General features: G+C 68.6%; 23 protein-coding genes. 12 read left to right on the forward strand and 11 right to left on the reverse strand.

Going from position 1 to position 20,639, the window contains the following annotated elements; all coding sequences use genetic code 11:
• Nucleotides 1-3 precede the first annotated feature (3 nt).
• Nucleotides 4-882, forward strand: coding sequence for a cytochrome c oxidase subunit 3 (locus PJ250_RS09475; RefSeq protein WP_271648326.1), 879 nt, complete (start codon nt 4-6; stop codon nt 880-882).
• 50 nt (nt 883-932) lie between these two features.
• Here PJ250_RS09475 and PJ250_RS09480 read toward each other — a convergent pair whose 3' ends face one another.
• Entirely contained in the window at nt 933-1,151 is a 219-nt protein-coding gene (locus tag PJ250_RS09480) for a twin transmembrane helix small protein (RefSeq protein WP_271648327.1), read from the reverse strand.
• Nucleotides 1,152-1,213: 62 nt separating this feature from the next.
• On the opposite strand from PJ250_RS09480, the gene PJ250_RS09485 reads away from it, so the two are divergent.
• The 5 genes from PJ250_RS09485 to PJ250_RS09505 all read left to right on the forward strand — a co-directional run bounded on the left by PJ250_RS09485 (nt 1,214) and on the right by PJ250_RS09505 (nt 5,799).
• Entirely contained in the window at nt 1,214-1,963 is a 750-nt protein-coding gene (locus tag PJ250_RS09485) for an SURF1 family protein (RefSeq protein WP_271648328.1), read from the forward strand.
• Nucleotides 1,950-2,519, forward strand: a complete 570-nt coding sequence (locus PJ250_RS09490) for a redox-active disulfide-containing membrane protein (RefSeq protein ID WP_271648329.1) — start codon at nt 1,950-1,952, stop codon at nt 2,517-2,519. The genes PJ250_RS09485 and PJ250_RS09490 overlap by 14 nt, the downstream gene beginning before the upstream one ends.
• A gap of 16 nt (nt 2,520-2,535) precedes the next feature.
• A complete protein-coding gene (locus PJ250_RS09495) occupies nt 2,536-3,717 on the forward strand; it encodes a COX15/CtaA family protein (protein ID WP_271648330.1) in 1,182 nt (393 codons plus the stop codon).
• Complete coding sequence (gene cyoE, locus PJ250_RS09500; protein WP_271648331.1) at nt 3,714-4,643, forward strand: heme o synthase; 930 nt, start codon at nt 3,714-3,716, stop codon at nt 4,641-4,643. The genes PJ250_RS09495 and cyoE overlap by 4 nt, the downstream gene beginning before the upstream one ends.
• A 103-nt stretch (nt 4,644-4,746) precedes the next feature.
• Nucleotides 4,747-5,799 (forward strand): LacI family DNA-binding transcriptional regulator, encoded by a 1,053-nt coding sequence (locus PJ250_RS09505; RefSeq protein ID WP_271648332.1) that lies wholly within the window; start codon nt 4,747-4,749, stop codon nt 5,797-5,799.
• Nucleotides 5,800-5,806: 7 nt separating this feature from the next.
• Here PJ250_RS09505 and PJ250_RS09510 read toward each other — a convergent pair whose 3' ends face one another.
• The 8 genes from PJ250_RS09510 to rpsU all read right to left on the reverse strand — a co-directional run bounded on the left by PJ250_RS09510 (nt 5,807) and on the right by rpsU (nt 13,322).
• Nucleotides 5,807-6,796: a bile acid:sodium symporter family protein gene (locus tag PJ250_RS09510; RefSeq protein ID WP_271648333.1), complete on the reverse strand. Its 990-nt coding sequence runs from the start codon at nt 6,794-6,796 to the stop codon at nt 5,807-5,809.
• Nucleotides 6,797-7,046: 250 nt separating this feature from the next.
• Nucleotides 7,047-8,783: a DNA primase gene (gene dnaG / locus PJ250_RS09515; protein ID WP_271648334.1), complete on the reverse strand. Its 1,737-nt coding sequence runs from the start codon at nt 8,781-8,783 to the stop codon at nt 7,047-7,049.
• A gap of 66 nt (nt 8,784-8,849) precedes the next feature.
• Entirely contained in the window at nt 8,850-9,818 is a 969-nt protein-coding gene (locus PJ250_RS09520; protein ID WP_271648586.1) for a YihY/virulence factor BrkB family protein, read from the reverse strand.
• A 76-nt stretch (nt 9,819-9,894) separates the two neighbouring features.
• On the reverse strand, nt 9,895-11,460 hold the full coding sequence (locus PJ250_RS09525) for a PepSY-associated TM helix domain-containing protein (protein WP_271648335.1): 1,566 nt from the start codon (nt 11,458-11,460) through the stop codon (nt 9,895-9,897).
• Nucleotides 11,457-11,729: a hypothetical protein gene (locus PJ250_RS09530; protein ID WP_271648336.1), complete on the reverse strand. Its 273-nt coding sequence runs from the start codon at nt 11,727-11,729 to the stop codon at nt 11,457-11,459. Before PJ250_RS09530 ends, PJ250_RS09525 begins: the two co-directional genes overlap by 4 nt.
• Nucleotides 11,719-11,997, reverse strand: coding sequence for a hypothetical protein (locus tag PJ250_RS09535; protein ID WP_271648337.1), 279 nt, complete (start codon nt 11,995-11,997; stop codon nt 11,719-11,721). Before PJ250_RS09535 ends, PJ250_RS09530 begins: the two co-directional genes overlap by 11 nt.
• A gap of 509 nt (nt 11,998-12,506) precedes the next feature.
• Nucleotides 12,507-12,953 carry a GatB/YqeY domain-containing protein gene (locus PJ250_RS09540; protein ID WP_271648338.1) on the reverse strand — a complete coding sequence of 149 codons (447 nt, stop codon included), beginning with the start codon at nt 12,951-12,953 and terminating at the stop codon, nt 12,507-12,509.
• A gap of 153 nt (nt 12,954-13,106) precedes the next feature.
• The gene (gene rpsU / locus PJ250_RS09545; RefSeq protein WP_002808376.1) at nt 13,107-13,322 is read right to left on the reverse strand and encodes a 30S ribosomal protein S21; all 216 of its coding nucleotides are present in this window, start codon (nt 13,320-13,322) and stop codon (nt 13,107-13,109) included.
• 125 nt (nt 13,323-13,447) lie between these two features.
• On the opposite strand from rpsU, the gene tsaD reads away from it, so the two are divergent.
• Genes tsaD through ung form a run of 3 tightly spaced genes read left to right on the forward strand, consistent with a single transcriptional unit; the run spans nt 13,448 to nt 15,742 of the window.
• The gene (gene tsaD, locus PJ250_RS09550; RefSeq protein WP_271648339.1) at nt 13,448-14,476 is read left to right on the forward strand and encodes a tRNA (adenosine(37)-N6)-threonylcarbamoyltransferase complex transferase subunit TsaD; all 1,029 of its coding nucleotides are present in this window, start codon (nt 13,448-13,450) and stop codon (nt 14,474-14,476) included.
• A gap of 45 nt (nt 14,477-14,521) precedes the next feature.
• Nucleotides 14,522-15,001: a hypothetical protein gene (locus PJ250_RS09555; RefSeq protein WP_271648340.1), complete on the forward strand. Its 480-nt coding sequence runs from the start codon at nt 14,522-14,524 to the stop codon at nt 14,999-15,001.
• Between the two features lie 21 nt (nt 15,002-15,022).
• On the forward strand, nt 15,023-15,742 hold the full coding sequence (gene ung / locus PJ250_RS09560) for a uracil-DNA glycosylase (RefSeq protein ID WP_271648341.1): 720 nt from the start codon (nt 15,023-15,025) through the stop codon (nt 15,740-15,742).
• Nucleotides 15,743-15,755: 13 nt separating this feature from the next.
• Here ung and PJ250_RS09565 read toward each other — a convergent pair whose 3' ends face one another.
• Nucleotides 15,756-16,367, reverse strand: a complete 612-nt coding sequence (locus tag PJ250_RS09565; protein WP_271648342.1) for a DUF2059 domain-containing protein — start codon at nt 16,365-16,367, stop codon at nt 15,756-15,758.
• 127 nt (nt 16,368-16,494) lie between these two features.
• Here PJ250_RS09565 and arfB point away from each other — a divergent pair, with 127 nt between their 5' ends.
• The 3 genes from arfB to dcp all read left to right on the forward strand — a co-directional run bounded on the left by arfB (nt 16,495) and on the right by dcp (nt 19,798).
• The gene (gene arfB / locus PJ250_RS09570; RefSeq protein WP_271648343.1) at nt 16,495-16,926 is read left to right on the forward strand and encodes an alternative ribosome rescue aminoacyl-tRNA hydrolase ArfB; all 432 of its coding nucleotides are present in this window, start codon (nt 16,495-16,497) and stop codon (nt 16,924-16,926) included.
• Between the two features lies 1 nt (nt 16,927).
• Nucleotides 16,928-17,536 (forward strand): lysophospholipid acyltransferase family protein, encoded by a 609-nt coding sequence (locus PJ250_RS09575; RefSeq protein ID WP_271648587.1) that lies wholly within the window; start codon nt 16,928-16,930, stop codon nt 17,534-17,536.
• A 102-nt stretch (nt 17,537-17,638) separates the two neighbouring features.
• The gene (gene dcp / locus PJ250_RS09580) at nt 17,639-19,798 is read left to right on the forward strand and encodes a peptidyl-dipeptidase Dcp (protein ID WP_271648344.1); all 2,160 of its coding nucleotides are present in this window, start codon (nt 17,639-17,641) and stop codon (nt 19,796-19,798) included.
• Nucleotides 19,799-19,877: 79 nt separating this feature from the next.
• On the opposite strand, the gene phbB is transcribed toward dcp, so the two are convergent.
• A complete protein-coding gene (gene phbB / locus PJ250_RS09585) occupies nt 19,878-20,618 on the reverse strand; it encodes an acetoacetyl-CoA reductase (protein WP_271648345.1) in 741 nt (246 codons plus the stop codon).
• Between the last annotated feature and the right edge of the window lie 21 nt (nt 20,619-20,639).

Consider the following 20,639-nt stretch of genomic DNA (forward strand, 5'->3'; position numbering starts at 1 on the left):
GTGATGGCGCAGACCCATTCCCACGATGCCGACGTCTATTTCGTCCCGCACCAGAGCAAGTGGCCCTTCGTTGGCTCCATTGCGATGTTCGTGCTGATGATCGGCGTGGCCAGCTGGCTCAACGATGCGGCGTGGGGGCGTTGGATGTTCTTCGCCGGCATCGCGATGCTGGCCGCGACCTTGTTCATGTGGTTCGGCGACGTGATCCGCGAGTCGGTCGCCGGCCACTACAACAAGCAGGTCGATGTCTCTTTCCGCATGGGGATGGTGTGGTTCATCTTCTCGGAGGTGATGTTCTTCGCCGCGTTCTTCGGCGCGCTGTTCTACACCCGCACTTACTCGCTGCCGTGGCTGAGCGGGCAGGGCGACGGGGTGATGACCAACGCGCTGCTGTGGGAAGGTTATTCGGCCGGCTGGCCGACCAATGGCCCGGGCGAGATCGGCGGGCACTTCCAGACCATCCCGGCCTGGGGCCTGCCGCTGATCAACACCCTGATCCTGCTCAGTTCCGGTGTGACCCTGACCATCTCCCACCACGCGCTCAAGGCCGCGCACCGCGGCGCGGTGCTGGTGTGGCTGGGCATCACGGTGCTGTTGGGCATCACCTTCCTGTACTTCCAGGCCACCGAGTACCTGCATGCCTACCACGAGCTCAATCTGACCCTGGGTTCGGGTATCTACGGCTCGACCTTCTTCATGCTCACCGGCTTCCATGGTGCGCACGTGTTCCTGGGCACCCTGATGCTGGCCATCATGTGGCTGCGCGTGCTCAAGGGGCACTTCACCAAGGACAACCACTTCGCCTTCGAGGCGGCCGCGTGGTACTGGCACTTCGTGGATGTGGTGTGGTTGGCGCTGTTCCTGTTCGTCTACGTGCTGTAAGCGGCCAGCGGCGCGCGCAGGCCCGCGTGGCTTTGAGCCTTGATCGGGCCTCAGCGCCCGATGCCGTGTGGCTGGATCACGCCACTCCAGATGCCGGCGATCACCAACAGGATCAGGGCGACCGACAGGCCGATACGCCAGCTCAACGCACGCACGGTGCGCGTGGTCTGGCCGCGGTCGATCAGCAGGTAATACAGGCCGGCGCCGAGGTTCCACACGATCATGATCAGGAACGCGACGATCAGCAGGGTCTTGAGCGAGTCGTTCATCCAGGCCTCGGTGCGGCACCGCGCCGCATGAGCGCATTATCCGCCCCCGCGCCGCGAACGGCATGAGGCGTCGCCTGCCCACGCCGGTTGGTTGGCTGCTGGCCGTGGTGGTGGCCGCCGGCTTCAGCGCGCTGGGAAGCTGGCAACTGGGGCGTGCGCAGGCCAAGCGGGCGTTGCTCGATCAGGTGGCGCAGGTCCTGCGCGCGCGCCAGCCGCGACCGCTCTCCGCCGCGGCGCAGCACGATCGCGCGCAGCAGCTCGACTGGGCCGCCGGCCGCGGTCACTTCGCCCCTGGCCCGGCGGTGTTGCTGGACAACCAGTCCCATGACGGCCAGCCGGGAGTGCGGGCCTATCGTCCCTTCGTGCCGGATGACGGGGGGCCCGCATTGCTGGTGGACCTGGGCTGGCAGCCGCTGGATGCCGCCAGGACGATGCCCGTCGTGCCGCCCTTGACGGGATCGCGTCAGATCGCGGGCCTGCTGGCGCCGCCGCCCGCGCCCGGGCTGATCCGGGGCATGCCGGCCGTGCAGGAGGATGGCGACCTGCTGGCCGTGGCGCTGGAGCCGGCCGTCCTGGCTGCACCGCTGGGCCGCAAACGCCTTGCCCCAAGGGTTTTGCGGCTGGACCCGGCGCTGCCCATCGGCTTTGCGCGGGACCTGGACGTGTTGCCCAACACCCTCCCGCCTGCACGCCATCTGGGCTACGCCGTGCAATGGTTCGGCCTGGCCCTGGCGGTGCTGGTCACCGCCGTGGTGCTCACCTGGCGGCGCCGGGGCGCCACCCGTGAGAAAATGGGGCATGACCCTGCCTGATGCCCCGCCTGGCCGCCGCCGCGGCCGGTTGATCCTGATCGCGCTGTTCGTGCTGTTCTTCGGCAGCGTGGCCGGGGCCGGCGCGCTGCGTTTTGCCGGCTGGCGCCCGGCCGGATTGAAGAACCATGGCGAACTGCTGCAGCCGCCGCGCGACGTGCGCCAGGTGCATCCGGCGCTGGCGGGCGGCGGGACCTATGCCTGGCAGCAGCCCCAGCGCACCTGGCGCATCGTGCTGGCCCCGCCGGGCGACTGCGTGGCGTCCTGCGTGGTCCTGTCCGAGCAACTGGACACGGTGTGGCAGCTGTTCGGCCACAACGCCGACCAGGTGCACATCCTGTGGCTGGGCACGCCGCCGCCTGGCGCCGCGCACCCGGCCGCGCTGCGCGTGCTGGCACGAGACCCGGCGCTGCTGGCCGCCCTGCCCGGCGTGGACGATCCGACCGGCGTGCCGGTCTACGTCATCGATCCCAACGGCTTTGTGATCATGCGCTTCGCCCCGGGCTTCGACCCGGCCGACCTGCGCAGCGACGTCGCCAAGCTGCTGAAACTCCTTTAGAGCGAACCCCACCGTAATGCCTGCCTCCCTACGCCTGCCGTTCCGGCACTTCCACCGCATCGCCTGGCTGGCGGCCTTCATGACCGCCAGCACGATCGTTTTCGGCGGCTTCGTGCGCCTGTCCGATGCCGGCCTGAGCTGCCCGGACTGGCCGACCTGCTATGGCCGCGCCGCATGGCCCGAGGCGCCGTCGGAGATCATCGACCACGCGCAGCTGAAGATCCGTCCGCTGGAGACCCACAAGGCCTGGCGCGAGCAGGTTCACCGCTTCCTGGCGGGCATGCTCAGCATCGAGATCTTCGGCCTGGCCCTGATGGCGGTGCGCCGGCGGCGGCTGGGGGTGAGCCAGGTGATTGCCTCGGCGGTGCTGGTGGCCGCCGCCATTCCGCTGTACATGCAGGGCCAACACGCCGCCGCCAGCGTGGTGGCGGCGCTGGGCGAAGGCATCCTGCTGCTGGCGGCCTGGCGCTGGAGCCAGGCCTCGGCGCCCGGCGGAAGCGGCGACCTGGCGCGGGTGGCGGTGCTGACCCTGGCGATGATCGTCTTCCAGGCGCTGCTGGGCATGTGGACGGTGACCTGGTTGCTCAAGCCGATCGTGGTCATGGGCCATCTGCTCGGCGGCCTGGCCACCTTCTCCCTGCTGGTGTGGATGGCCTGGCGCGCGACCGATCTGCCGATTCACCTGGGCCAGGCGCGCGCGCTCAAGCGCGTGCTGGGCGTGGGCCTGGGCCTGCTGGTGCTGCAGATCGCGCTGGGTGGCTGGGTCAGCGCCAACTACGCCGCGCTGGCCTGCGGGGGCGGCAGCTGGCGCGTGGCGAATTTCCCGCAGTGCGTGGGGCAGTGGTGGCCGCCGCACGATTTCCATGAAGGCTTCACCCTGTGGCGCGGTATCGGCGTGGACTACGAAGGCGGCGTGCTCGACGGGGCCGCGCGCATCGCCATCCAGATGACCCATCGGCTGATGGCCATCGTGGTGTTCTGCTGGCTGGCGTTCTGCAGCCTGCGCCTGTGGAAGGTGCCGGGCATGCGCGGTTGGGCCGCCGGCCTGCTGCTGGCGCTTCTCGCGCAGGTGTGCCTGGGCATCCTCAACGTCAAGCTGGCGCTGCCGCTGGCCGTGGCGGTGCTGCACAACGCCGGGGCGGTCGTGCTGCTGTTCGTGATGGTCTCGCTGCTGGCGCGGCTGAAGGTGCCGGAATGAGCGCCACACGCACCACGCTCCGCGACTACTGGGACCTGACCAAGCCGCGCGTGGTCGCGTTGATCGTGTTCACTGCCTTCGTGGGGATGATCCTGGCCATTCCCGGCCTGCCGACCTGGCGCAACGTGCGCGACGGGCTGCTGGGCTTCTTGGGCATCTGGCTGGCGGCGTCGGCCGCCGCGGCGATCAACCAGCTGCTGGATGCGCGGATCGATGCGCAGATGGCGCGCACCTCGTGGCGTCCGCTGGTGGTGGGCAAGGTCCAGCCCTGGCAGGTGCTGGCCTTCGCCACGGTGCTGACCGTGATCTCGATGCTGATCCTGGTGCTGTGGGTCAACGTCATCACCGCGGTGCTGACCTTCTTCTCGCTGATCGGCTATGCGGTGATCTATACCGTCTACCTCAAGCGCGCCACGCCGCAGAACATCGTCATCGGCGGGCTGGCCGGTGCCATGCCGCCGCTGCTGGGCTGGGCCGCGGTGACCGGCATGCAGGGGCCATGGGACTGGGGCCACAGCTTGCTGCTGGTGCTGATCATCTTCGTGTGGACCCCGCCGCACTTCTGGGCGTTGGCGATCTTTCGCCGCGAGGATTACGCCAAGGCGCTGATCCCGATGCTGCCGGTCACCCACGGCGTGGTCTACACGCGCTGGCAGATCCTGTTCTATACCGTGCTGCTGGTGGAAGCCACGCTGCTGCCGGTGCTGTTCGGCCTCAGTGGGCTGTTCTACCTGGCCGGTGCGCTGGTGCTGGGCGTGGGGTTCCTGTGGTACGCCTGGAGGATGCTGGACCCGCCGGACGAGTTCTTCGCCATGCGCACCTTCCGCTATTCCATCGTGTACCTGATGGCGCTGTTCGCCTTCCTGCTGGTGGATCACTGGCTCTCGCCCTGGCTGCCCGGACTGGCCGGGCGCAGCCTGGGATGAGCATGGCGACATTGCACCTGGGCCCTTGGCGGGCGAGGATGAACAGGTCGGTCCGTTCGTGTGCGGGCCGGTCGATTCCCGTTCCGCTATGTCACCTGTTCCCATGAGCGCCGAAGGCCGACGCCGCACCAAACGCGCGCCCCGTTTCACCGAGATCGCCATCGAGGCCGGGGTCAGCCCCAGCACCGTGGATCGCGTGCTCAATGAGCGCGGCAGCGTGTCCGATGCCCTGCGCCGCAAGGTAGTCGATGCCGCCAAACGGCTGGGCACCAATCGCATGCTGCCCAGCGTGCGCCATGGCGTGCTGCATTTCGACGTGATCCTGGTGCATAGCGATGTGCCGCACTTCCAGCGGATCAACCGCGCGCTGGAGCGCTACGCCAGCCTGATCGGGCCGCGGGTGACCGTGCACCGCAGCGCCTGGGGCGAGCGCGACGACGAGCGCCTGGCCGCGTTCCTGGAGCATCCGCCGTACCCGCGCCATGGCCTGCTGATCGTGGCACGCGACAGCGACCGCATCCGCCGCGCCCTACAGGTGGTCAATGCCGCCGGCACGCCGGTGGTCACCCTGTCCACCGACATCACCGGCGTGCGCCGGCTGGCCTATACGGGCATCGACAACACCCTGGCCGGGCGCACGGCGGGCTATCTGATCGGGCGCTTCACCCGCCAGGCCGGCAAGGTCTGGATCCCGGTGACCTCGCTGGATTTCCGCGCGCACACCGAGCGGGTGGAAGGCTTCAACCAGATCCTGGCCGAGCAGTTCCCGCACCTGGACCCGCTGCCGCCGGTGGAGATGTTCGATGACGTCGAGCGCGCGTACGCCCAGCTGCACGACGCCTTGCGCCAGCACCACGACATCGTCGCGGTCTACAACACCGGCTCGGCCTCGGCTGGAATCAGGCGTGCGCTGCGACGCCATCCGCTGGCGGTCGCGCCGGTCTGGGTGGGCCACGAGGCCACGCGCGAACACGCCGAGCTGCTCAACGCCGGCGACATGGCCGCCACCCTGGACCAGGATCCGGAGAGTCAGGTCCTGGCCGGCCTGCAGCACCTGATGCATGCCAACGAGGAGCTCGAGCAGGCGCCGGAAGGCCTGACCCGCTTCCGCGTGGTCACCCCGGCCAATCTGGATCAGTACACGCTGGTGATCTGAGCCGGCCTCACTCGGTCGCCGCGACCGCGCGGCCGCCGGCGCGCGCGTAGCGCTGGGCCACCACCGCGCAGGTGATCAGCTGCACCTGGTGGAAGATCATCACCGGCAGCACGATGGCGCCCAGCGCGCCCCCTGCGAACATCACCTTGGCCATCGGCACACCGGTGGCCAGGCTCTTCTTGGAACCGCAGAACACGATGGCGATCTCGTCGGCGCGGCCAAAGCCCAGCCTGCGGGCCAGCAGCGTGATCAGGCCCATCACCATGCCCAGCAGCACCGCGGCGAACACCACCACGCCCAGCAGCGCCAGCACCGGGGTCTTGTGCCACAGGCCCTCGACCACCGCGGCGCTGAAGGCGGTGTAGACCACCAGCAGGATCGTGCCCTGGTCGGTGTACTTCAGGACCGGCCGGTGGCGATCGACCCAGCCACCGATCAACGGCCGCAGCAGGTGACCGGCCAGGAACGGTACCAGCAGCTGCAGCAGGATCTTGCCCATGGCCGCGACCGGATCAGACATCTGGCCCTGGGTGCCGGCCATGAGGGCCATGATCATCGGGGTCAGGAACACGCCCAGCAGGCTGGACGCCGAGGCCGAGACCACCGCGGCCGGGACGTTGCCGCCGGCCATGGAGGTGAAGGCGATCGAGGACTGCACGGTGGAGGGCAGGGCGCACAGGAACAGCAGCCCCAGGGCCAGGCCGGGCGTGAGCAGGCGTTCGGCGACGGGGTGCACGGCCAGCCCCAGCAGCGGGAACAGCACGAAGGTGCAACACAGGATGGTCAGGTGCAGGCGCCAGTGCGTGGCCCCGGCCAGGATCGACTGGCGCGAGAGCCGCGCGCCATGCAGGAAGAACAGCGCGGCGATGGCGATGTCGGTGACCACGTCCATCCACGCGGCGGCCGTACCGCGCACCGGCAGCAGCGAGGCCAACAGGACCGTGCCCAGCAGCGTCAGGGTGAAGGGATCGATGCGCAGGCGCTTGAGCAGGTTCACGGCAAGGGAGTACGACGAGGGGGGCCGCCATTCTAGCCTCGGCGCCCGTCAGGCCTTGCCGCGTGGGCCTTGGGACCCGCCATGGCGGCGATGGGGTTTCCCCAGGAAAGCCATTCGCCGCCATGGCGGCTCCCACGGGATGTTTCCAGCGGCGACCCATCACCGCTTGGTGGGAGCTGCTGCTGCAGCGATGGCTTACCGGGAAAGCCGCACACTCATAAGAAGACAGTTGCTCCCACGAGGCGGGTGCTCAATGCCCGCCGGCGCGCACCTTGAGCAGTTCGCGCAGTTCGTACTTGTCGGCCTCGTCCAGCCCCTGTGCACGCTGCTTGGCCAGCAGCTCGTCCAGGCGCTGTTGCAGGGTCTGCTTCTCCAGCTGCAGCACCGCGTCGTGCAGCTCCTGGCGCCAGGCGGCTTCCTCACCCGGGAGGTCCTGCACGACCAGTTTCTGCAGGGCGGGCAGTTCCTCGCGCTCGGCGAAGTGCTCCAGCAGCGCGCCCGGACTGATCTCCGGGCGGGCCTGGATGATGTCCAGCAGTTCGGTCAGCAAGGCCACCCCGGGCTGGCGCAGCCCGGCGAAGGTATAGGGCATCGGCACTTCCAGCGCCAGCGAGGGGGCATGCAGCAGACGCACGATGGCGCTGCGCACCAGGCTGGGGCGCTGCTGCGGGCCGCGCGCGGCCTGCGCGCGCGCTGGTGGCCGGGACGGCGCCTGGGCCTGCGGTGCGTTGGCGCCCACACCGGTGACCTGGGTCAGCTGCGCGCGCATCAGGTCGCCGAAGGCGCCATCGGGGATCTGCGCCAGCAGGGGCTTGGCTTTCTCGGCCAGGCGCGCCTTGCCGTCCAGCGTGGCCAGGTTGATGTCCCGGGAAAGCTCGTCGAAGAAGAACTGCGACAGCGGCGTGGCTTGCCCCAGCCGCGTGGCGAAGCCCGCAGCGCCCTCCTTGCGCACGATGGTGTCCGGGTCCTCGCCCTGCGGCAGGAACAGGAAGAACGCCTGGCGCCCGTCCTTCATGCGCGGCAGCACCGACTCCAGCGCGCGCCAGCCCGCGCGCTGGCCGGCGGCGTCGCCGTCGAAGCAGAAATACACGTCGGCCGCGTTGCGAAACAGCAGTTCGGCGTGGTCGGACGTGGTTGCCGTGCCCAGCGTGGCCACCGCATAGGGCACGCCGAACTGGAACAGGCTCACCACGTCCATGTAGCCCTCGACCACCACCAGCTTGTCGATCTTCTGGTTGGCCTGGCGCACCTGCCACAGCCCGTACAGCTCGCGGCCCTTGTGGAACAGCGTGGTCTCGGGACTGTTGAGGTATTTGGGCCCGTCGTCCTTGTCCAGCACGCGGCCGCCGAAGGCGATCGTGCGCCCGCGGCGGTCGGCGATGGGGAACATCACCCGGTCGCGGAACTTGTCATAGACGTGGCCGCGATCGTTCTTGGAGAACATGCCGCCGCGTTCGAGCAGCTGCATGCGCCGCGCATCCGTCCCTAGCGCGTCCTTCAGCGCCGAATAGCCATCGGGTGCATAGCCGATGCCGAACAGCGTGCGCGTGGCCTCGTCCACACCACGTCCGTCCAGGTAGGCGCGAGCCTTTTCGCTGCCGGCGAGCTGGCGCTGGAAGAATTTGGCGCTGGCGTCCATGGCCGCGTACAGGTCGCGGCTATCGTCGGTGACGGCGTTGCGCGCGGCGGCTTCGCGGGGGACCTCCATGCCGGCGCGCTTGGCCAGCTCGTCGACCGCGTCGAGGAACTCGAGGCGGTCGTAGTTCATCAGGAAGCTGATCGCCGTGCCGTGCGCACCGCAGCCGAAGCAGTGATAGAACTGCTTGGTCGGCGAGACGGTGAACGAGGCCGAGCGCTCGTCGTGGAACGGGCAGCGCGCGGCGTACTCGCGGCCCTGCTTCTTCAGCGGCACGCGCGTGCCGACCACCTCGACGATATCCGTCCGGGCCAGTAGGTCGTCGATGAAGGCGTCGGGGATGCGCGGCATGGACCGCAGATTATCCCCGATCCGGCGCCCCGCACGGGGTGGCGCTATGGGGCCGCCTGGCCGCGATCACGGCGGCGGGTTCGTTGCCTGCCCGGGCACGTCGGTCTGCGGCAGCGGGCGTGAGTCCGGATCGGCGCCCGGCGCGGCGTCGCTGACGGTCTCGTGCGCGCGCTCGGCCAGCCTGCGCGCATTGCGCGCGTCGATGCGCTCGTCGATCACCGCGGTGATCAGCGCGCCGATGAAGAACACCACGGTGGCGTAGTAGAGCCACACCAGCATGATCACCATCGCCCCCATGGTGCCGTAGGCGCTGCCCGGCTCGGTCTGGGCCAGGTACACGCCGATCCCGTAACGGCCCAGGACGAACAGCCCGGCGGTGATGATCCCGCCCAGCAGCGCCTGGCGCCATTCGACCCGGCGGTCGGGCAGGTAGTGGTAGAGGAAGGCGAATGCCGCCGCGTACAGGGCGAAGGTCATGGCGTTGCCCAGGACCGGCAGCAGCGAGGGCACGTTATTGAGCACTACCTGCAACGCGGTGGCGGCCATCATCGACACGATCAGCAGGAAGCCCAGGCCCAGCACCACGCCGAAGGAAAACACGCGCTTCTTCAGGAATTCCTTGATGCCGCCATGCAGGTCGTTGCGGTCGGTGTAGAAGATCACGTTGAGCGCTGCCTGCAGGCGCGCGAACACCGCCGTGGCGCCGACGAACAGCAGCAGCGTGCTCCACAGTCCGGCCAGCGAGCCGACGCTGGGCTCGCGGTTGGCGTTGTCCAGCACCGTGCGCGCGACCGCGCCCGCCTGCGGCCCGGCCAGCCCGCCGATCTGCCGGAGCAGTTCATCCTGCGCCGGTGGATACAGCGAGGCGGTCATCCACAGCAGCAGGACCAGCAGCGGCGCCAGCGACAGCAACGCGTAGAAGGTCAGCGCCGCGGCCTGGGTCATCAGGTCGCTCTCGGCAAAGCGTCGCGCCAGGGCCACCGGCAGGCTGTCCTGCAGGCGCTGGATCTGGTGCTGGAATTTGTCGGTTGGCAGGCGCACGGCGTTCCGGGTGGGGAGGACCCTTCTGAGCATGCCAAACCTGTCCGTCGCCGCCGGGTGAGCGATGGATTCAGATTTCGTGCTGCGGACGGCGTGCCCACACGCTGTTGGGGTCTCCTTCGCGCGCACGTCGCGCGGCGGCGCGGCCCATGCGCCAGTACGCCCAGGCCAGCAGCAGGGCGATCACGCCGACGCTGAAGCGCGTCCAGTGCGCGTTCCACAGCGCGGCAAAGAAGTGCTCACCGGTGCCGATCCAGCCAGCCACCGGCACCAGCGCGGTCAGCGCGGCGCAGGCGTAGAGCAGTTCGGCGCCGGCACGCGCCGGTGCGCGCAACACGGCCCAGGCCAGCATTGCGCAGAACACCACGTAGTAGGCCAGTGAGGCCTGGGCGTCGGGCAACAGCGCGCCGGCGATGAACAGCGCCGACACCCCGCCCACGCAGCCCAGGCACACGCCCAGAGTCAGCCGCGCCATCACCTGGGTGCGCACCGGCTGTTGCGGCGTGCGTCGCTTGCGCCGGGCCTCGATCCACAGCAGGTTGCCGCTGTAGAACAGGAACGCGCCGCCCAGGCCCAGCACGAAGTACAGCCATTTCACCGGCTGGTGCCCGTAGCTGCCGAAGTGCAGGGCCTGCAGGCCACGCAGCATGGCCGTCCCCAGCGACATCGTGCGTGGGTCCATGACCTGCTGCACCTGGCCGGTGGCGCCGTTGAGCGCCACCATGCCCAAGGTGTTGAGCCGACGCTGGTCGACCTCGCCGTACACCTCGATCTGGGCATTGGCATCGCCGGTGTCGTGATAGGCCAGTGAGCTGACTTCCAGTCCCGGCAGGGCAACCTGCGCGCGCGCGACCAGATCGGCCACCGGCAGCGTCGGTCGGGCCACGCCTGCGGCCTCGGCGTGCGGTTTCATCCAGAAGTCCGACTCCAGCACCTGCAGCAACTTGCCGTCGAAGACCAGCGACTGGAACGGCACCAGCAACAGCAGGCCCAGCGCCAGCACCGCACCGGACCAGGCGAACACCACGTGGAAGGGCAGGGACAGCATGCCGATCACGTTGTGCGCGTCCTGCCACAGGCGCTTGATGTTGCGCCCCGCGCGCAGGGCGAACAGGTCCTTGAGCATCACCGGCGCATAGATCACCACGCCGGAGACCAGCGCCAGGCCGTACAGGATGCTCACCACCCCAAACAGATAGGTGCCCAGGGTGCGGGGAAGCCCGGCGGTGAAATGCAGGTCGTAGAGAAAATCGACGAAGCCGGTGCGCTGCGGCAGGGTCTGCACGTGGCCCTGGGCATCGAACTGGTACTGGTAGGTGTGTCGGTCGCCGGGCGGCTGATGGAAGATGCGCGGAACCGGGCCGTGCTCCCCGGCCAGCACCAGGAACATCGCCTCGCGCGTACTCGGATGCGCGCGCGCGGTCGCGTCCACCAGCGCCTGGGCCTGGGCCATCTCGCGCGCGGGATCGGGCGCCGAGCCGCGCAGCGCCGCCGCTGGGCGGGGCGCCCACTGGGTCAGCTCATGGGTGAACACCGTGAAGGCCCCGGCATAGAAGGCGATGAACAGCGCCATGCCAGCGATCAGCCCGACCCAGGTATGCAGCGCCAGGAAACTGCGGAGCGTGGCGGCCTTCATGCCGGCAGGCCCGTCCAGCCCAGGGCCTTGACCAGATGCAGCGCGACAAAGGCCAGGACCGTGATTCCGCCCAGCCATCCCCAGGCCCGCGCGCCACTGCGGCAGGCGAAGGCCAGCGACATCGCGCCCACCCAGACCGGGACGGCCAGCAGCAGCCACGGCAGCGTGGTCCGTTCCACCGGGCCCGGCCACAGCAGGGCCAGCAGCCCGATCACGCCGGTCGTGGCCGGCAGGCCCAGCACGATGGCGGCTGTCCACCTAGCCCACATCGCGCGTGCCTCCCGGGCCAGGACGCCAGGCGTCCAGGTAGGGCAAGGCGACCATGCCCAGCATGAGCGCGGTCAGGGCGGAGGAGACGCCGGCCAGCGGGCCGAGCGCGGCGATTCCAGCGGCCAACGCGACGCCGCACAGGGCCGTGCCGAGCCAGCGCAACGCGCGGGCGTGGGCGCGCAGCGAGGGGCGGAGTCGCTGGTGGGCGGTGGCGGCATAGAAGGCCAAGGCGGCCAGCAGGCTGCAGCACAGGTACAGAAGCGTCATCAAGCAGGTTCCATCAGGACGACCGGGCCATCACCGACCGGCTTGCGGCCCGTGCCGGGCGCGCGGGGCGCCACGGGCATTGCATTGGGGGTCTCGGCCCCGTCGCTCATGTCGTGCCGGTGCTTGGCGAACAGAGAGGCATTCCCGCCGGGATGCGTCCGCGAACTTGTGGTTGAGCCGCGTCCGGTACGCGTCACGGTCCGCATGCCCGGCTCGATGGAAGCTTCGGCCTGGGCCGGAGGCTGCTGTGCCACGTGTGGTGAGGCAGCCAGCACGGCGAGCGAAAGCAGCGGCGCCGGACGCTGTCCGACGGGGCAAGTGGGTGCAGACACGCGGAACATGACCCCGAAATCCGGCGCACCGGACGGCTCTAGGGCGCGGCAGGTGGCGTGCGCCCAGCGTGTGCGATTCTATATGGGAATCAGTTGCATTGACAGGCGACGCGACCACCCTGTGGGCGCGTCGGGGCGTGTGGCGCCGCCCCGGGGCCGGCGCCACACGCGGCGAAGTCAGCCGGCCAGCTTGGCCTTCACCAGCTTGGAGACCACGCCCATGTCGGCCTGACCGGCCAGCTGCGGCTTGAGCACGCCCATCAGCTTGCCCATGTCGGCCGGGCCGCTGGCGCCGGTCTGGGCGATGGCCGCGTCGATCGCGGCGCCAATCGCAGCCTCGTCCAGCTTGGCCGGCAGGTAGCCGTCGATCACGACCAGCTCGGCACGCTCGATCGCGGCCAGGTCCTCGCGCCCGGCGGCCTCGTACTGGCTGACCGAATCCTTGCGCTGCTTGACCATCTTTTCCAGCACGGCCAGCACCGCTGCGTCGTCCAGTTCGATGCGCTCGTCCACTTCCCGCTGCTTGATCGCCGCGTTGATCAGGCGGATCACGCCCAGGCGGTCCTTTTCGCCGGCCTTCATGGCCGTCTTCATGTCATCGGTGAGCTGCTGCTTGAGGGTCATGGGAAAACTCCTGGCGAACGCGCGCGGCATGGGCCGCGCGAAAAGGAAACGAAGGGACGACAAAAAGCCGGCGACGCTCACGCGTGCCGGCTCTTGGTCTGGCTTTCCGTCGATGGCCGCAAGCGGCCATCGCGCGGAACGACCTGCCGTCGCTCAGTACAGGCGCTGGCGCTTGGTGACGTCGCGCGAGGAGCGACGCAGCTGGCGCTTCACCGCGGCAGCGGCCTTGCGCTTACGCTCCTGGGTCGGCTTTTCATAAAATTCGCGCTTGCGGGTTTCGGCCAGCACGCCGGCCTTTTCGCAGGTGCGCTTGAAACGACGGAGCGCAAACTCGAAGGGCTCGTTTTCGCGGACTTTGACGCTGGGCATGGAATCTCCGGGACACAAAAGTACCGGGATCAAACCCGGTGAGCCGCGCACTATAACGGCTCGATTGGGGCCGTGCAAGTACGCGTGGCTGGAAAAGCCAATGGCCCGGGCGCATCCTTGTGCCCATGAAAGTCCTCGGCATCGAAACCTCCTGCGACGAAACCGGCGTAGCCGTCTACGACACCGCCCTGACCGGCGCGGCCGGGCTGCGCGCCCACGCGGTCTATAGCCAGATCGCCCTGCATGCGCAGTACGGCGGTGTGGTCCCGGAACTGGCCAGCCGCGACCACGTGCGCAAGCTGCTGCCGCTGATCCGCCAGACCCTGGACGAGGCGGGACTGTCCACGCGCGAGCTGGATGGCGTGGCCTATACCGCCGGCCCCGGGCTGGTTGGCGCGCTGCTGGTCGGGGCGGGCGTGGCCCGCTCGCTGGCCTGGGCCTTGGACCTGCCGGCCATCGGCGTGCATCACATGGAAGGCCACCTGCTGGCGCCGCTGATGGAGGACGATCCGCCGCAGGCGCCGTTCGTGGCGCTGCTGGTGTCCGGCGGGCATACCCAGTTGGTCGCCGTGGAGCGGATCGGGGAATACCGGCTGTTGGGCGAGACCCTGGACGATGCGGCCGGCGAGGCCTTCGACAAGACCGCCAAGTTGATGGGCCTGCCGTATCCGGGCGGTCCGCAGCTGGCCAGGCTGGCCGAAACCGGCACGCCCGGCGCCTATAGGTTCTCGCGCCCGATGACCGATCGGCCGGGCCTGGATTTCAGTTTCTCCGGCCTGAAGACCCAGGTACTGCTGGCCTGGCGCGACAGCGACCAGTCCGAGACCACGCGCGCTGACATCGCGCGTGGGTTCGAGGACGCGGTGGTGGACACTCTGGCCATCAAGTGCGAGCGCGCGCTGGATGCGGCCGGTAGCGACACCCTGGTGATCGCCGGTGGCGTCGGTGCCAACAAGCGCCTGCGCGCCAAGCTCCAGGCGATGTGCGCACAGCGCGGTGGACGCGCCTGCTTCCCGCGACCGGCGCTGTGCACCGACAACGGCGCGATGATCGCCTTCGCCGGCGCGCTGCGCCTGGAGGCCGGCCAGCGCAGCGATGCGCAGGTGCAGGTCACCCCGCGCTGGGACATGGCCACGCTGCCGTCGGTGGCGTGAAGTCGACCGCACTACACTGCAGGCTTTGAAGAAACGAGTTCCGCCATGCGCCTGGTTGTCAGTTGCCTGTTGATGCTCGCCGCCGCGACCACGACAGGGGCAACACCTGACCTGCACCAACGCGAAGTCGTGGCGAGGCTATATCACGACTTCGCCTGGGAAGCCGTGGTGGTCACGAACGAGACCGGGCTCGCCGAACAACCGAAAGACGTGCTGCTGCGCTACTTCACACCTGGCCTGGCAGGGCTGCTGGTCGAGGACGCACGTTGCAAAGCGCGCCGTCGTGAAATCTGTCGCCTCGATTTCACCCCGCTTTGGGCCTCGCAAGATCCCGCGGCGGAAGGACTCACGATCGTGCAGGCCAGCGGCGACACCGTCGGCGTCCAGTACGTGGTGCCTTCGACGCGCGAACATGTTTCCCTGGTCTTCCATGTGGTGAAGACCGCCGCCGGCTGGCGCGTCGGCGACATCACCTATCCCCAAGGTTCCTCGCTTGCCGGGCTGCTCTCGGCACCGATGGACTGAATCGCGAGATCCTGTTGACTCATGACCGACGACGACGCTTCCAACGCCCGCATCCAGCTTGAGCCTTCCTGGAAGGCGCGGGTCGGTGATTACCTGTTGCGGCCAGAGATGCAGGCGCTGTCGACGTTCCTGCGCCAGCGCAAGCAGGCCGGGGCGCGCGTGTTTCCACCGGGCCCGCAGATCTTCGCCGCTTTCGATGCCACGCCGTTCGATGCGGTCAAGGTGGTGATCCTGGGGCAAGACCCGTATCACGGCGCCGGCCAGGCGCACGGGCTGTGCTTTTCGGTGCAGCCGGGCACGCCGGTGCCGCCCTCGCTGCAGAACATCTACAAGGAACTGGCCAGCGATCTCGGCTTCACGCCGCCGGATCACGGCTGCCTGACGCCGTGGGCAGAGCATGGCGTACTGCTGCTCAACTCGGTGCTGACCGTCGAGGAGGGCCGGGCCGGCGCGCATCAGGGCAAGGGCTGGGAAGGCTTCACCGACCACGTGATCCAGGCGCTGGCGGCCGAGCGTGAGCACCTGGTCTTCCTGCTGTGGGGCAGCTACGCGCAGGCCAAGGGCAAGGTGATCGACCCGCGCACGCATCGCGTGCTCAAGGCGCCGCATCCCTCGCCGCTGTCGGCGCATCGCGGCTTCCTGGGCTGCCGGCACTTCTCCCAGGCCAACGAGTACCTGGCCCGCCACGGCCTGGGCGCGGTCGACTGGCGGCTGCCGCCGCGCGCCAGCCTGCCAGGCTGATCCGCGCGGGGGCTTACTTCTTCTTCTTGCTGGAAGCCTTCTTGGTCGACTTCTTCTTGGTGGTGCTGTGCGTGGCCGCCTTGCGCCGCTCCTGCGGCGGGGACACCGGCGGGGCGGGGATCGGCTCGGCCGACACGGTCTTGACCTCGGCCTGCAGGGCTTCGAGCTGCGGGATCATCTTCTGCTGGATGGCCACCATCAGCGTCTGCATCATCGCCGGGGTCTTGTCGAGCAGGTGCTGGCCGGCCTTGCTCTCGTAGAACTTGGTCATCGCCTTGACATCGTCGTCGTCGAAGGTTTCCCGGTAGACCTGCAGATACACCGGGCGCATCTGGTCCCAGGCCAGGGACTGGCGCACGATTTCCGAGGTGCGCGCCTGGATGCTGGCGATCTCCTGCTGCTGCTGCGGGGTGAGGGTCTTGCCTTCGGTGAGCTCGGCGAACTGCTGGCGCTGGATGGCCTCGACCTGTGGCTGGATGGCGGCCAGCATGCTTTGCGCGCGCGAAGCCGCCAGCAGGCGTTCGATCTCCTTGTCGGTCGGCTCGCGGGCCTGCGCCGCCGGCGCCAGGGCCGTCAACAGCAGGCACAGCAGCATCAGGACGGGGATGGATCGACAGCGTGGCATCGCGGCTCCGGGACGTGGGGCGGGAAGCGATGGTGCCGAGCGCGGTCGGCGCCCGTGTAAAAATTTCACTAAACCGCCGGGGATGTCATCGGCCGGTACAGCTTGGCCATCGCCTACAATGCCGCCCATGCCCGCTGGATTTCTGCAGATCTCGCCCACGCTGTCCATCCCCGACGACGAACTCGTCGAGCGTTTCGTGCGCGCCAGCGGCGCGGGCGGCCAGAACGTGAACAAGGTCGCCACCGCGGTGGAGTTGCGCTTCGACGTGGCCGGCTCGCCCTCGCTGCCCGAGGTGCTGCGCAGCCGCCTGCTGGCGCGCCGCGACCGGCGCCTGACCGACGCCGGGGTGCTGGTGATCGACGCCCAGCGCTTCCGCACCCAGGACCGCAACCGCCAGGACGCGCGTGAGCGCCTGGCCGGCATCATCGCTGCCGGCCTGTCGGTGCCCAAGCCGCGGCTGGCGACCCGCCCGAGCCGGGCTTCCAAGCTGCGCCGGCTGGATGCCAAGAAGTCCCGCGGCCAGATCAAACGCAACCGGAACGCCCGTGATTGGGACTGACATGACCCCGCCGCGGCCGCCGGGCGAAGTCCCGGTCGCACCGCCCGACATGCCGCGCGTGAAGCCCAACCGCTTCAACCGCTGGTGTGCACGCACGCTGCTGCGCCTGAGCGGCTGGCGCATTGCCGGCGAGCTGCCGGACATTCCCAAGCTGGTGATGATCGTGGCCCCGCATTCGTCCAACTGGGACGGCCTGTGGGGCATGGCGGTGAAGATCGCCTGCGGTTTCGAGGTCAAGGTGCTGGGCAAGGCCAGCCTGTTCTGGTGGCCGCTGGGCCCGCTCCTACACAAGCTGGGCGTGGTGCCGGTGGACCGGGCCAATGCCGGCGGCGTGGTGCGCCAGGCGGTGGAGACCATCCACGGCTACGAGCGCATCTGGTTCGTGGTCACGCCCGAGGGCACCCGCAAGCGCGTGGACAAGTGGAAGACCGGTTTCTGGAAGATCGCCCGCGCCGCCGACGTACCGATCCTGCTGGCCTACTTCCACTACCCCGAGAAGATCGTCGGTGTCGGCCCGGTGTTCTATCCCACCGGCGACATGGAGGCGGACATGGCCGCCATCCGCGCGTGGTACCGCCCGTGGATGGGCAAGACCCGCGGCACGACGTGAGCGACCCAAGCAAAGCACATGCGGGCCCGGCCGGTCGGCGCTAGCGCCGGATCGACGGACCCGATTTCCCCGATGACACGATCGACGTTTCCAGGAAACATCATGACCCGAACCCTCGTTCTCGCCGCCGCCATCAGCCTGGCGCTGGCCGCCTGCCAGAGCAAACAGGAGGCAGATTCCGTGAAGACCGCCGATGCCGCACCGGCCGCCGATGCCAAGCCGCAGCGCGCCAACCCGCTGCTGAGCCAGAGCCCGCTGCCCTTCCACGCGCCGCAGTTCGACAAGATCCAGGATGCCGACTACTTGCCGGCCTTCGAGCAGGGCATGCGCGAACATCTGGAGCAGATCAACAAGATCGCCGACAACCCCGATGCGCCGACCTTCGCCAACACCATCGAGGCGATGGAGCAGACCGGGCAGACCCTGGACCGCGTCTCGCGCATCTTCTTCGGCCTGGTCCAGGCCGACACCAACGATGCGCGGCAGAAGATCCAGGAGGACATCGCGCCCAAGCTGGCCGCCCACCAGGACGAGATCAGCCTCAATCCCAAGCTGTTCGCGCGGATCAAGGCGGTCTACGACCAGCGCGACAGCCTGAACCTGGATCCGGTGTCCCTGCGCCTGGTGGAGCGCGATTACCAGGAGTTCGTGCGCGCCGGCGCGCAGCTGTCCGATGCCGACAAGGCCACCCTGCGCAAGCTCAACGTGGAAGAGACCACCCTGTCCACGCAGTTCCACCAGCGCCTGGTCGCCGCCGCGGCCGCCGGTGCGGTGACGGTGGACGACAAGTCCCAGCTGGCCGGCATGTCCGACGGCGCCATTGCTTCGGCTGCGCAGGACGCCAAGGCCCGCGGTGAGGACGGCAAGTACCTGCTGGCCCTGCAGAACACCACCCAGCAGCCCGAACTGGGCGCGCTGAGCAATCGCGACCTGCGCACCCGGATCCTCGAGGCTTCCGAGACCCGTACCGAGCACGGCGACGCCAACGACACCCGTCAGATCATCCAGCGCCTGGCCCAGCTGCGCGCGCAGAAGGCCAAGCTGCTGGGCTTTGACAGCTATGCCGCCTACAGCCTGGCCGACCAGATGGCCAAGACCCCCGATGCGGCGCTCAAGCTGCTGACCGACACGGTGCCGGCGGCGACGGCCAAGGCCAAGGGCGAGGCGGCCGAGATCCAGCAGGTCATCGATGCGCAGAACGGCGGCTTCAAGCTGACCGCCGCGGACTGGGACTACTACGCCGAGCAGGTGCGCAAGCAGAAGTACGACCTGGACGAGTCGCAGATCAAGCCGTACTTCGAGCTGGACAACGTGCTCAAGAACGGCGTGTTCTACGCGGCCAACCAGCTCTACGGGGTCACCTTCAAGGAGCGCAAGGACATCCCGGTGTACAACCCGGACGTGCGCGTCTACGAGGTGTTCGACGCCGACGGCAAGTCGCTGGCGCTGTTCTACACCGACTATTTCAAGCGTGACTCCAAGTCCGGCGGCGCGTGGATGGACGTGTTCGTCGAGCAGGACGGGCTCACCGGCGACAAGCCGGTAGTCTACAACGTGTGCAACTTCACCAAGCCGGTCGACGGCCAGCCGGCGCTGCTGAGCTTCGACGACGTCACCACGATGTTCCATGAGTTCGGCCATGCGCTGCACGGCATGTTCTCCAAGGTGAAGTACCCGTCCATCGCCGGGACCAGCACCTCGCGCGACTTCGTCGAGTTCCCCTCGCAGTTCAACGAGCACTGGGCGACCGATCCGAAGGTCTTCGCCCATTACGCCAAGCACTACCAGACCGGCGAGGCGATGCCCAAGGAACTGGTGGAGAAGATCCGCAAGTCCAAGACCTTCAACACCGGCTACGCCACCACCGAGTACCTGTCGGCGGCGCTGCTGGACATGGCCTGGCACACGCTGCCGGCCGATGCGCCGTTGGAGGACGTGGACGCCTTCGAGGCCCAGTCGCTGAAGAAGTACAAGGTCGACCTGGCCGAGGTCCCACCGCGCTACCGGACCAGCTACTTCGACCACATCTGGGGCGGCGGCTATGCGGCCGGCTATTACGCCTACTTCTGGGCCGAGGTGCTCGACGACGATGCGTTCGAGTGGTTCCAGGAGCATGGCGGCCTGACCCGCAAGAACGGCGACATCTTCCGCGACAAGATCCTCTCGCGCGGCAACACCGTGGACCTGGCCACGCTGTACCGCGACTTCCGCGGCAAGGATCCCAGCGTCGATGCGCTGCTGGAGAACCGTGGGCTGAAGTGAGCCGCGGTGTCGCTGCAGGAAAACGAAGAAGGGACGGCGCAAGCCGTCCCTTCTTCGTTGCAGCGTCTGCAGGCCGCGCTCAATCCATGTGCAGGCCGCCATTGACCGCGTAGTCGGCGCCGGTGACATAGGCGGCCTCGTCCGAGACCAGCCACGCACACAGGCCGGCGACTTCCTCGGCCTTGCCCAGGCGTCGCACCGGCACGCTGGAGGCCAGCCGCTCCAGCACGTCGGGCGGGAAGCTGCTGATCGCCGCGCTGGCGATGTAGCCCGGCGAGATGGTATTGACGGTGACGCCGCGCAGCGCGACTTCCTGCGCCAGCGCGCGGGTGAAGCCGGTCATCGCGGCCTTGGCGGTGGCGTAGTTGACCTGGCCGATCTGGCCCTTGTGCGCACTGACCGAGCCGATGTTGACAATGCGGCCCCAGCCGCGCGTGGTCATGCCGTCGATCACCTGCTTGGTGATGTTGAACAGCGCGTGCAGGTTGGAATTGATGACCGCCTGCCAGTCGGCACGCTCCATCTGCCGGAACAGCAGGTCGCGGTTGCCGCCGGCGTTGTTGACCAGCACGTCGATCTCGCCGACTTCCGCCTTGACCTCGCGGAAGGCGGCGACGGTGGAGTCCCAATCGGCGGCGTTGCCCTCGGAGACGATGAAGTCGAAGCCGAGCGCGCGCTGCTCGCGCAGCCAGCCGGCCTTGCGTGGCGAGTCCTGGCCGCAGCCGACCACCACGGTGTGGCCGCTGCGGGCCAGTTTCTGGCAGATGGCCGTGCCGATGCTGCCCATGCCGCTGGTGACGTAGGCGATGCGCAATGTCATGTGCGTGTCCTTGGAAGAGTG

Source organism: Pseudoxanthomonas sp. JBR18 (assembly GCF_028198165.1).
Lineage (GTDB): Bacteria > Pseudomonadota > Gammaproteobacteria > Xanthomonadales > Xanthomonadaceae > Pseudoxanthomonas_A.

Excerpts from the sequence above, each read along its gene's own strand:
- PJ250_RS09480 (WP_271648327.1), bottom strand. The coding sequence starts at position 1,151 with ATGAACGACTCGCTCAAGACCCTGCTGATCGTCGCGTTCCTGATCATG.
- PJ250_RS09475 (WP_271648326.1), top strand. The coding sequence starts at position 4 with ATGGCGCAGACCCATTCCCACGATGCCGACGTCTATTTCGTCCCGCAC.
- PJ250_RS09490 (WP_271648329.1), top strand. The coding sequence starts at position 1,950 with ATGACCCTGCCTGATGCCCCGCCTGGCCGCCGCCGCGGCCGGTTGATC.
- PJ250_RS09540 (WP_271648338.1), bottom strand. The coding sequence starts at position 12,953 with ATGACCCTCAAGCAGCAGCTCACCGATGACATGAAGACGGCCATGAAG.
- PJ250_RS09555 (WP_271648340.1), top strand. The coding sequence starts at position 14,522 with ATGCGCCTGGTTGTCAGTTGCCTGTTGATGCTCGCCGCCGCGACCACG.
- PJ250_RS09485 (WP_271648328.1), top strand. The coding sequence starts at position 1,214 with ATGAGGCGTCGCCTGCCCACGCCGGTTGGTTGGCTGCTGGCCGTGGTG.
- dcp (WP_271648344.1), top strand. The coding sequence starts at position 17,639 with ATGACCCGAACCCTCGTTCTCGCCGCCGCCATCAGCCTGGCGCTGGCC.
- PJ250_RS09565 (WP_271648342.1), bottom strand. The coding sequence starts at position 16,367 with ATGCCACGCTGTCGATCCATCCCCGTCCTGATGCTGCTGTGCCTGCTG.
- arfB (WP_271648343.1), top strand. The coding sequence starts at position 16,495 with ATGCCCGCTGGATTTCTGCAGATCTCGCCCACGCTGTCCATCCCCGAC.
- rpsU (WP_002808376.1), bottom strand. The coding sequence starts at position 13,322 with ATGCCCAGCGTCAAAGTCCGCGAAAACGAGCCCTTCGAGTTTGCGCTC.
- PJ250_RS09530 (WP_271648336.1), bottom strand. The coding sequence starts at position 11,729 with ATGTGGGCTAGGTGGACAGCCGCCATCGTGCTGGGCCTGCCGGCCACG.
- ung (WP_271648341.1), top strand. The coding sequence starts at position 15,023 with ATGACCGACGACGACGCTTCCAACGCCCGCATCCAGCTTGAGCCTTCC.
- PJ250_RS09535 (WP_271648337.1), bottom strand. The coding sequence starts at position 11,997 with ATGACGCTTCTGTACCTGTGCTGCAGCCTGCTGGCCGCCTTGGCCTTC.
- tsaD (WP_271648339.1), top strand. The coding sequence starts at position 13,448 with ATGAAAGTCCTCGGCATCGAAACCTCCTGCGACGAAACCGGCGTAGCC.
- dnaG (WP_271648334.1), bottom strand. The coding sequence starts at position 8,783 with ATGCCGCGCATCCCCGACGCCTTCATCGACGACCTACTGGCCCGGACG.
- cyoE (WP_271648331.1), top strand. The coding sequence starts at position 3,714 with ATGAGCGCCACACGCACCACGCTCCGCGACTACTGGGACCTGACCAAG.
- PJ250_RS09495 (WP_271648330.1), top strand. The coding sequence starts at position 2,536 with ATGCCTGCCTCCCTACGCCTGCCGTTCCGGCACTTCCACCGCATCGCC.
- phbB (WP_271648345.1), bottom strand. The coding sequence starts at position 20,618 with ATGACATTGCGCATCGCCTACGTCACCAGCGGCATGGGCAGCATCGGC.
- PJ250_RS09525 (WP_271648335.1), bottom strand. The coding sequence starts at position 11,460 with ATGAAGGCCGCCACGCTCCGCAGTTTCCTGGCGCTGCATACCTGGGTC.
- PJ250_RS09575 (WP_271648587.1), top strand. The coding sequence starts at position 16,928 with ATGACCCCGCCGCGGCCGCCGGGCGAAGTCCCGGTCGCACCGCCCGAC.
- PJ250_RS09505 (WP_271648332.1), top strand. The coding sequence starts at position 4,747 with ATGAGCGCCGAAGGCCGACGCCGCACCAAACGCGCGCCCCGTTTCACC.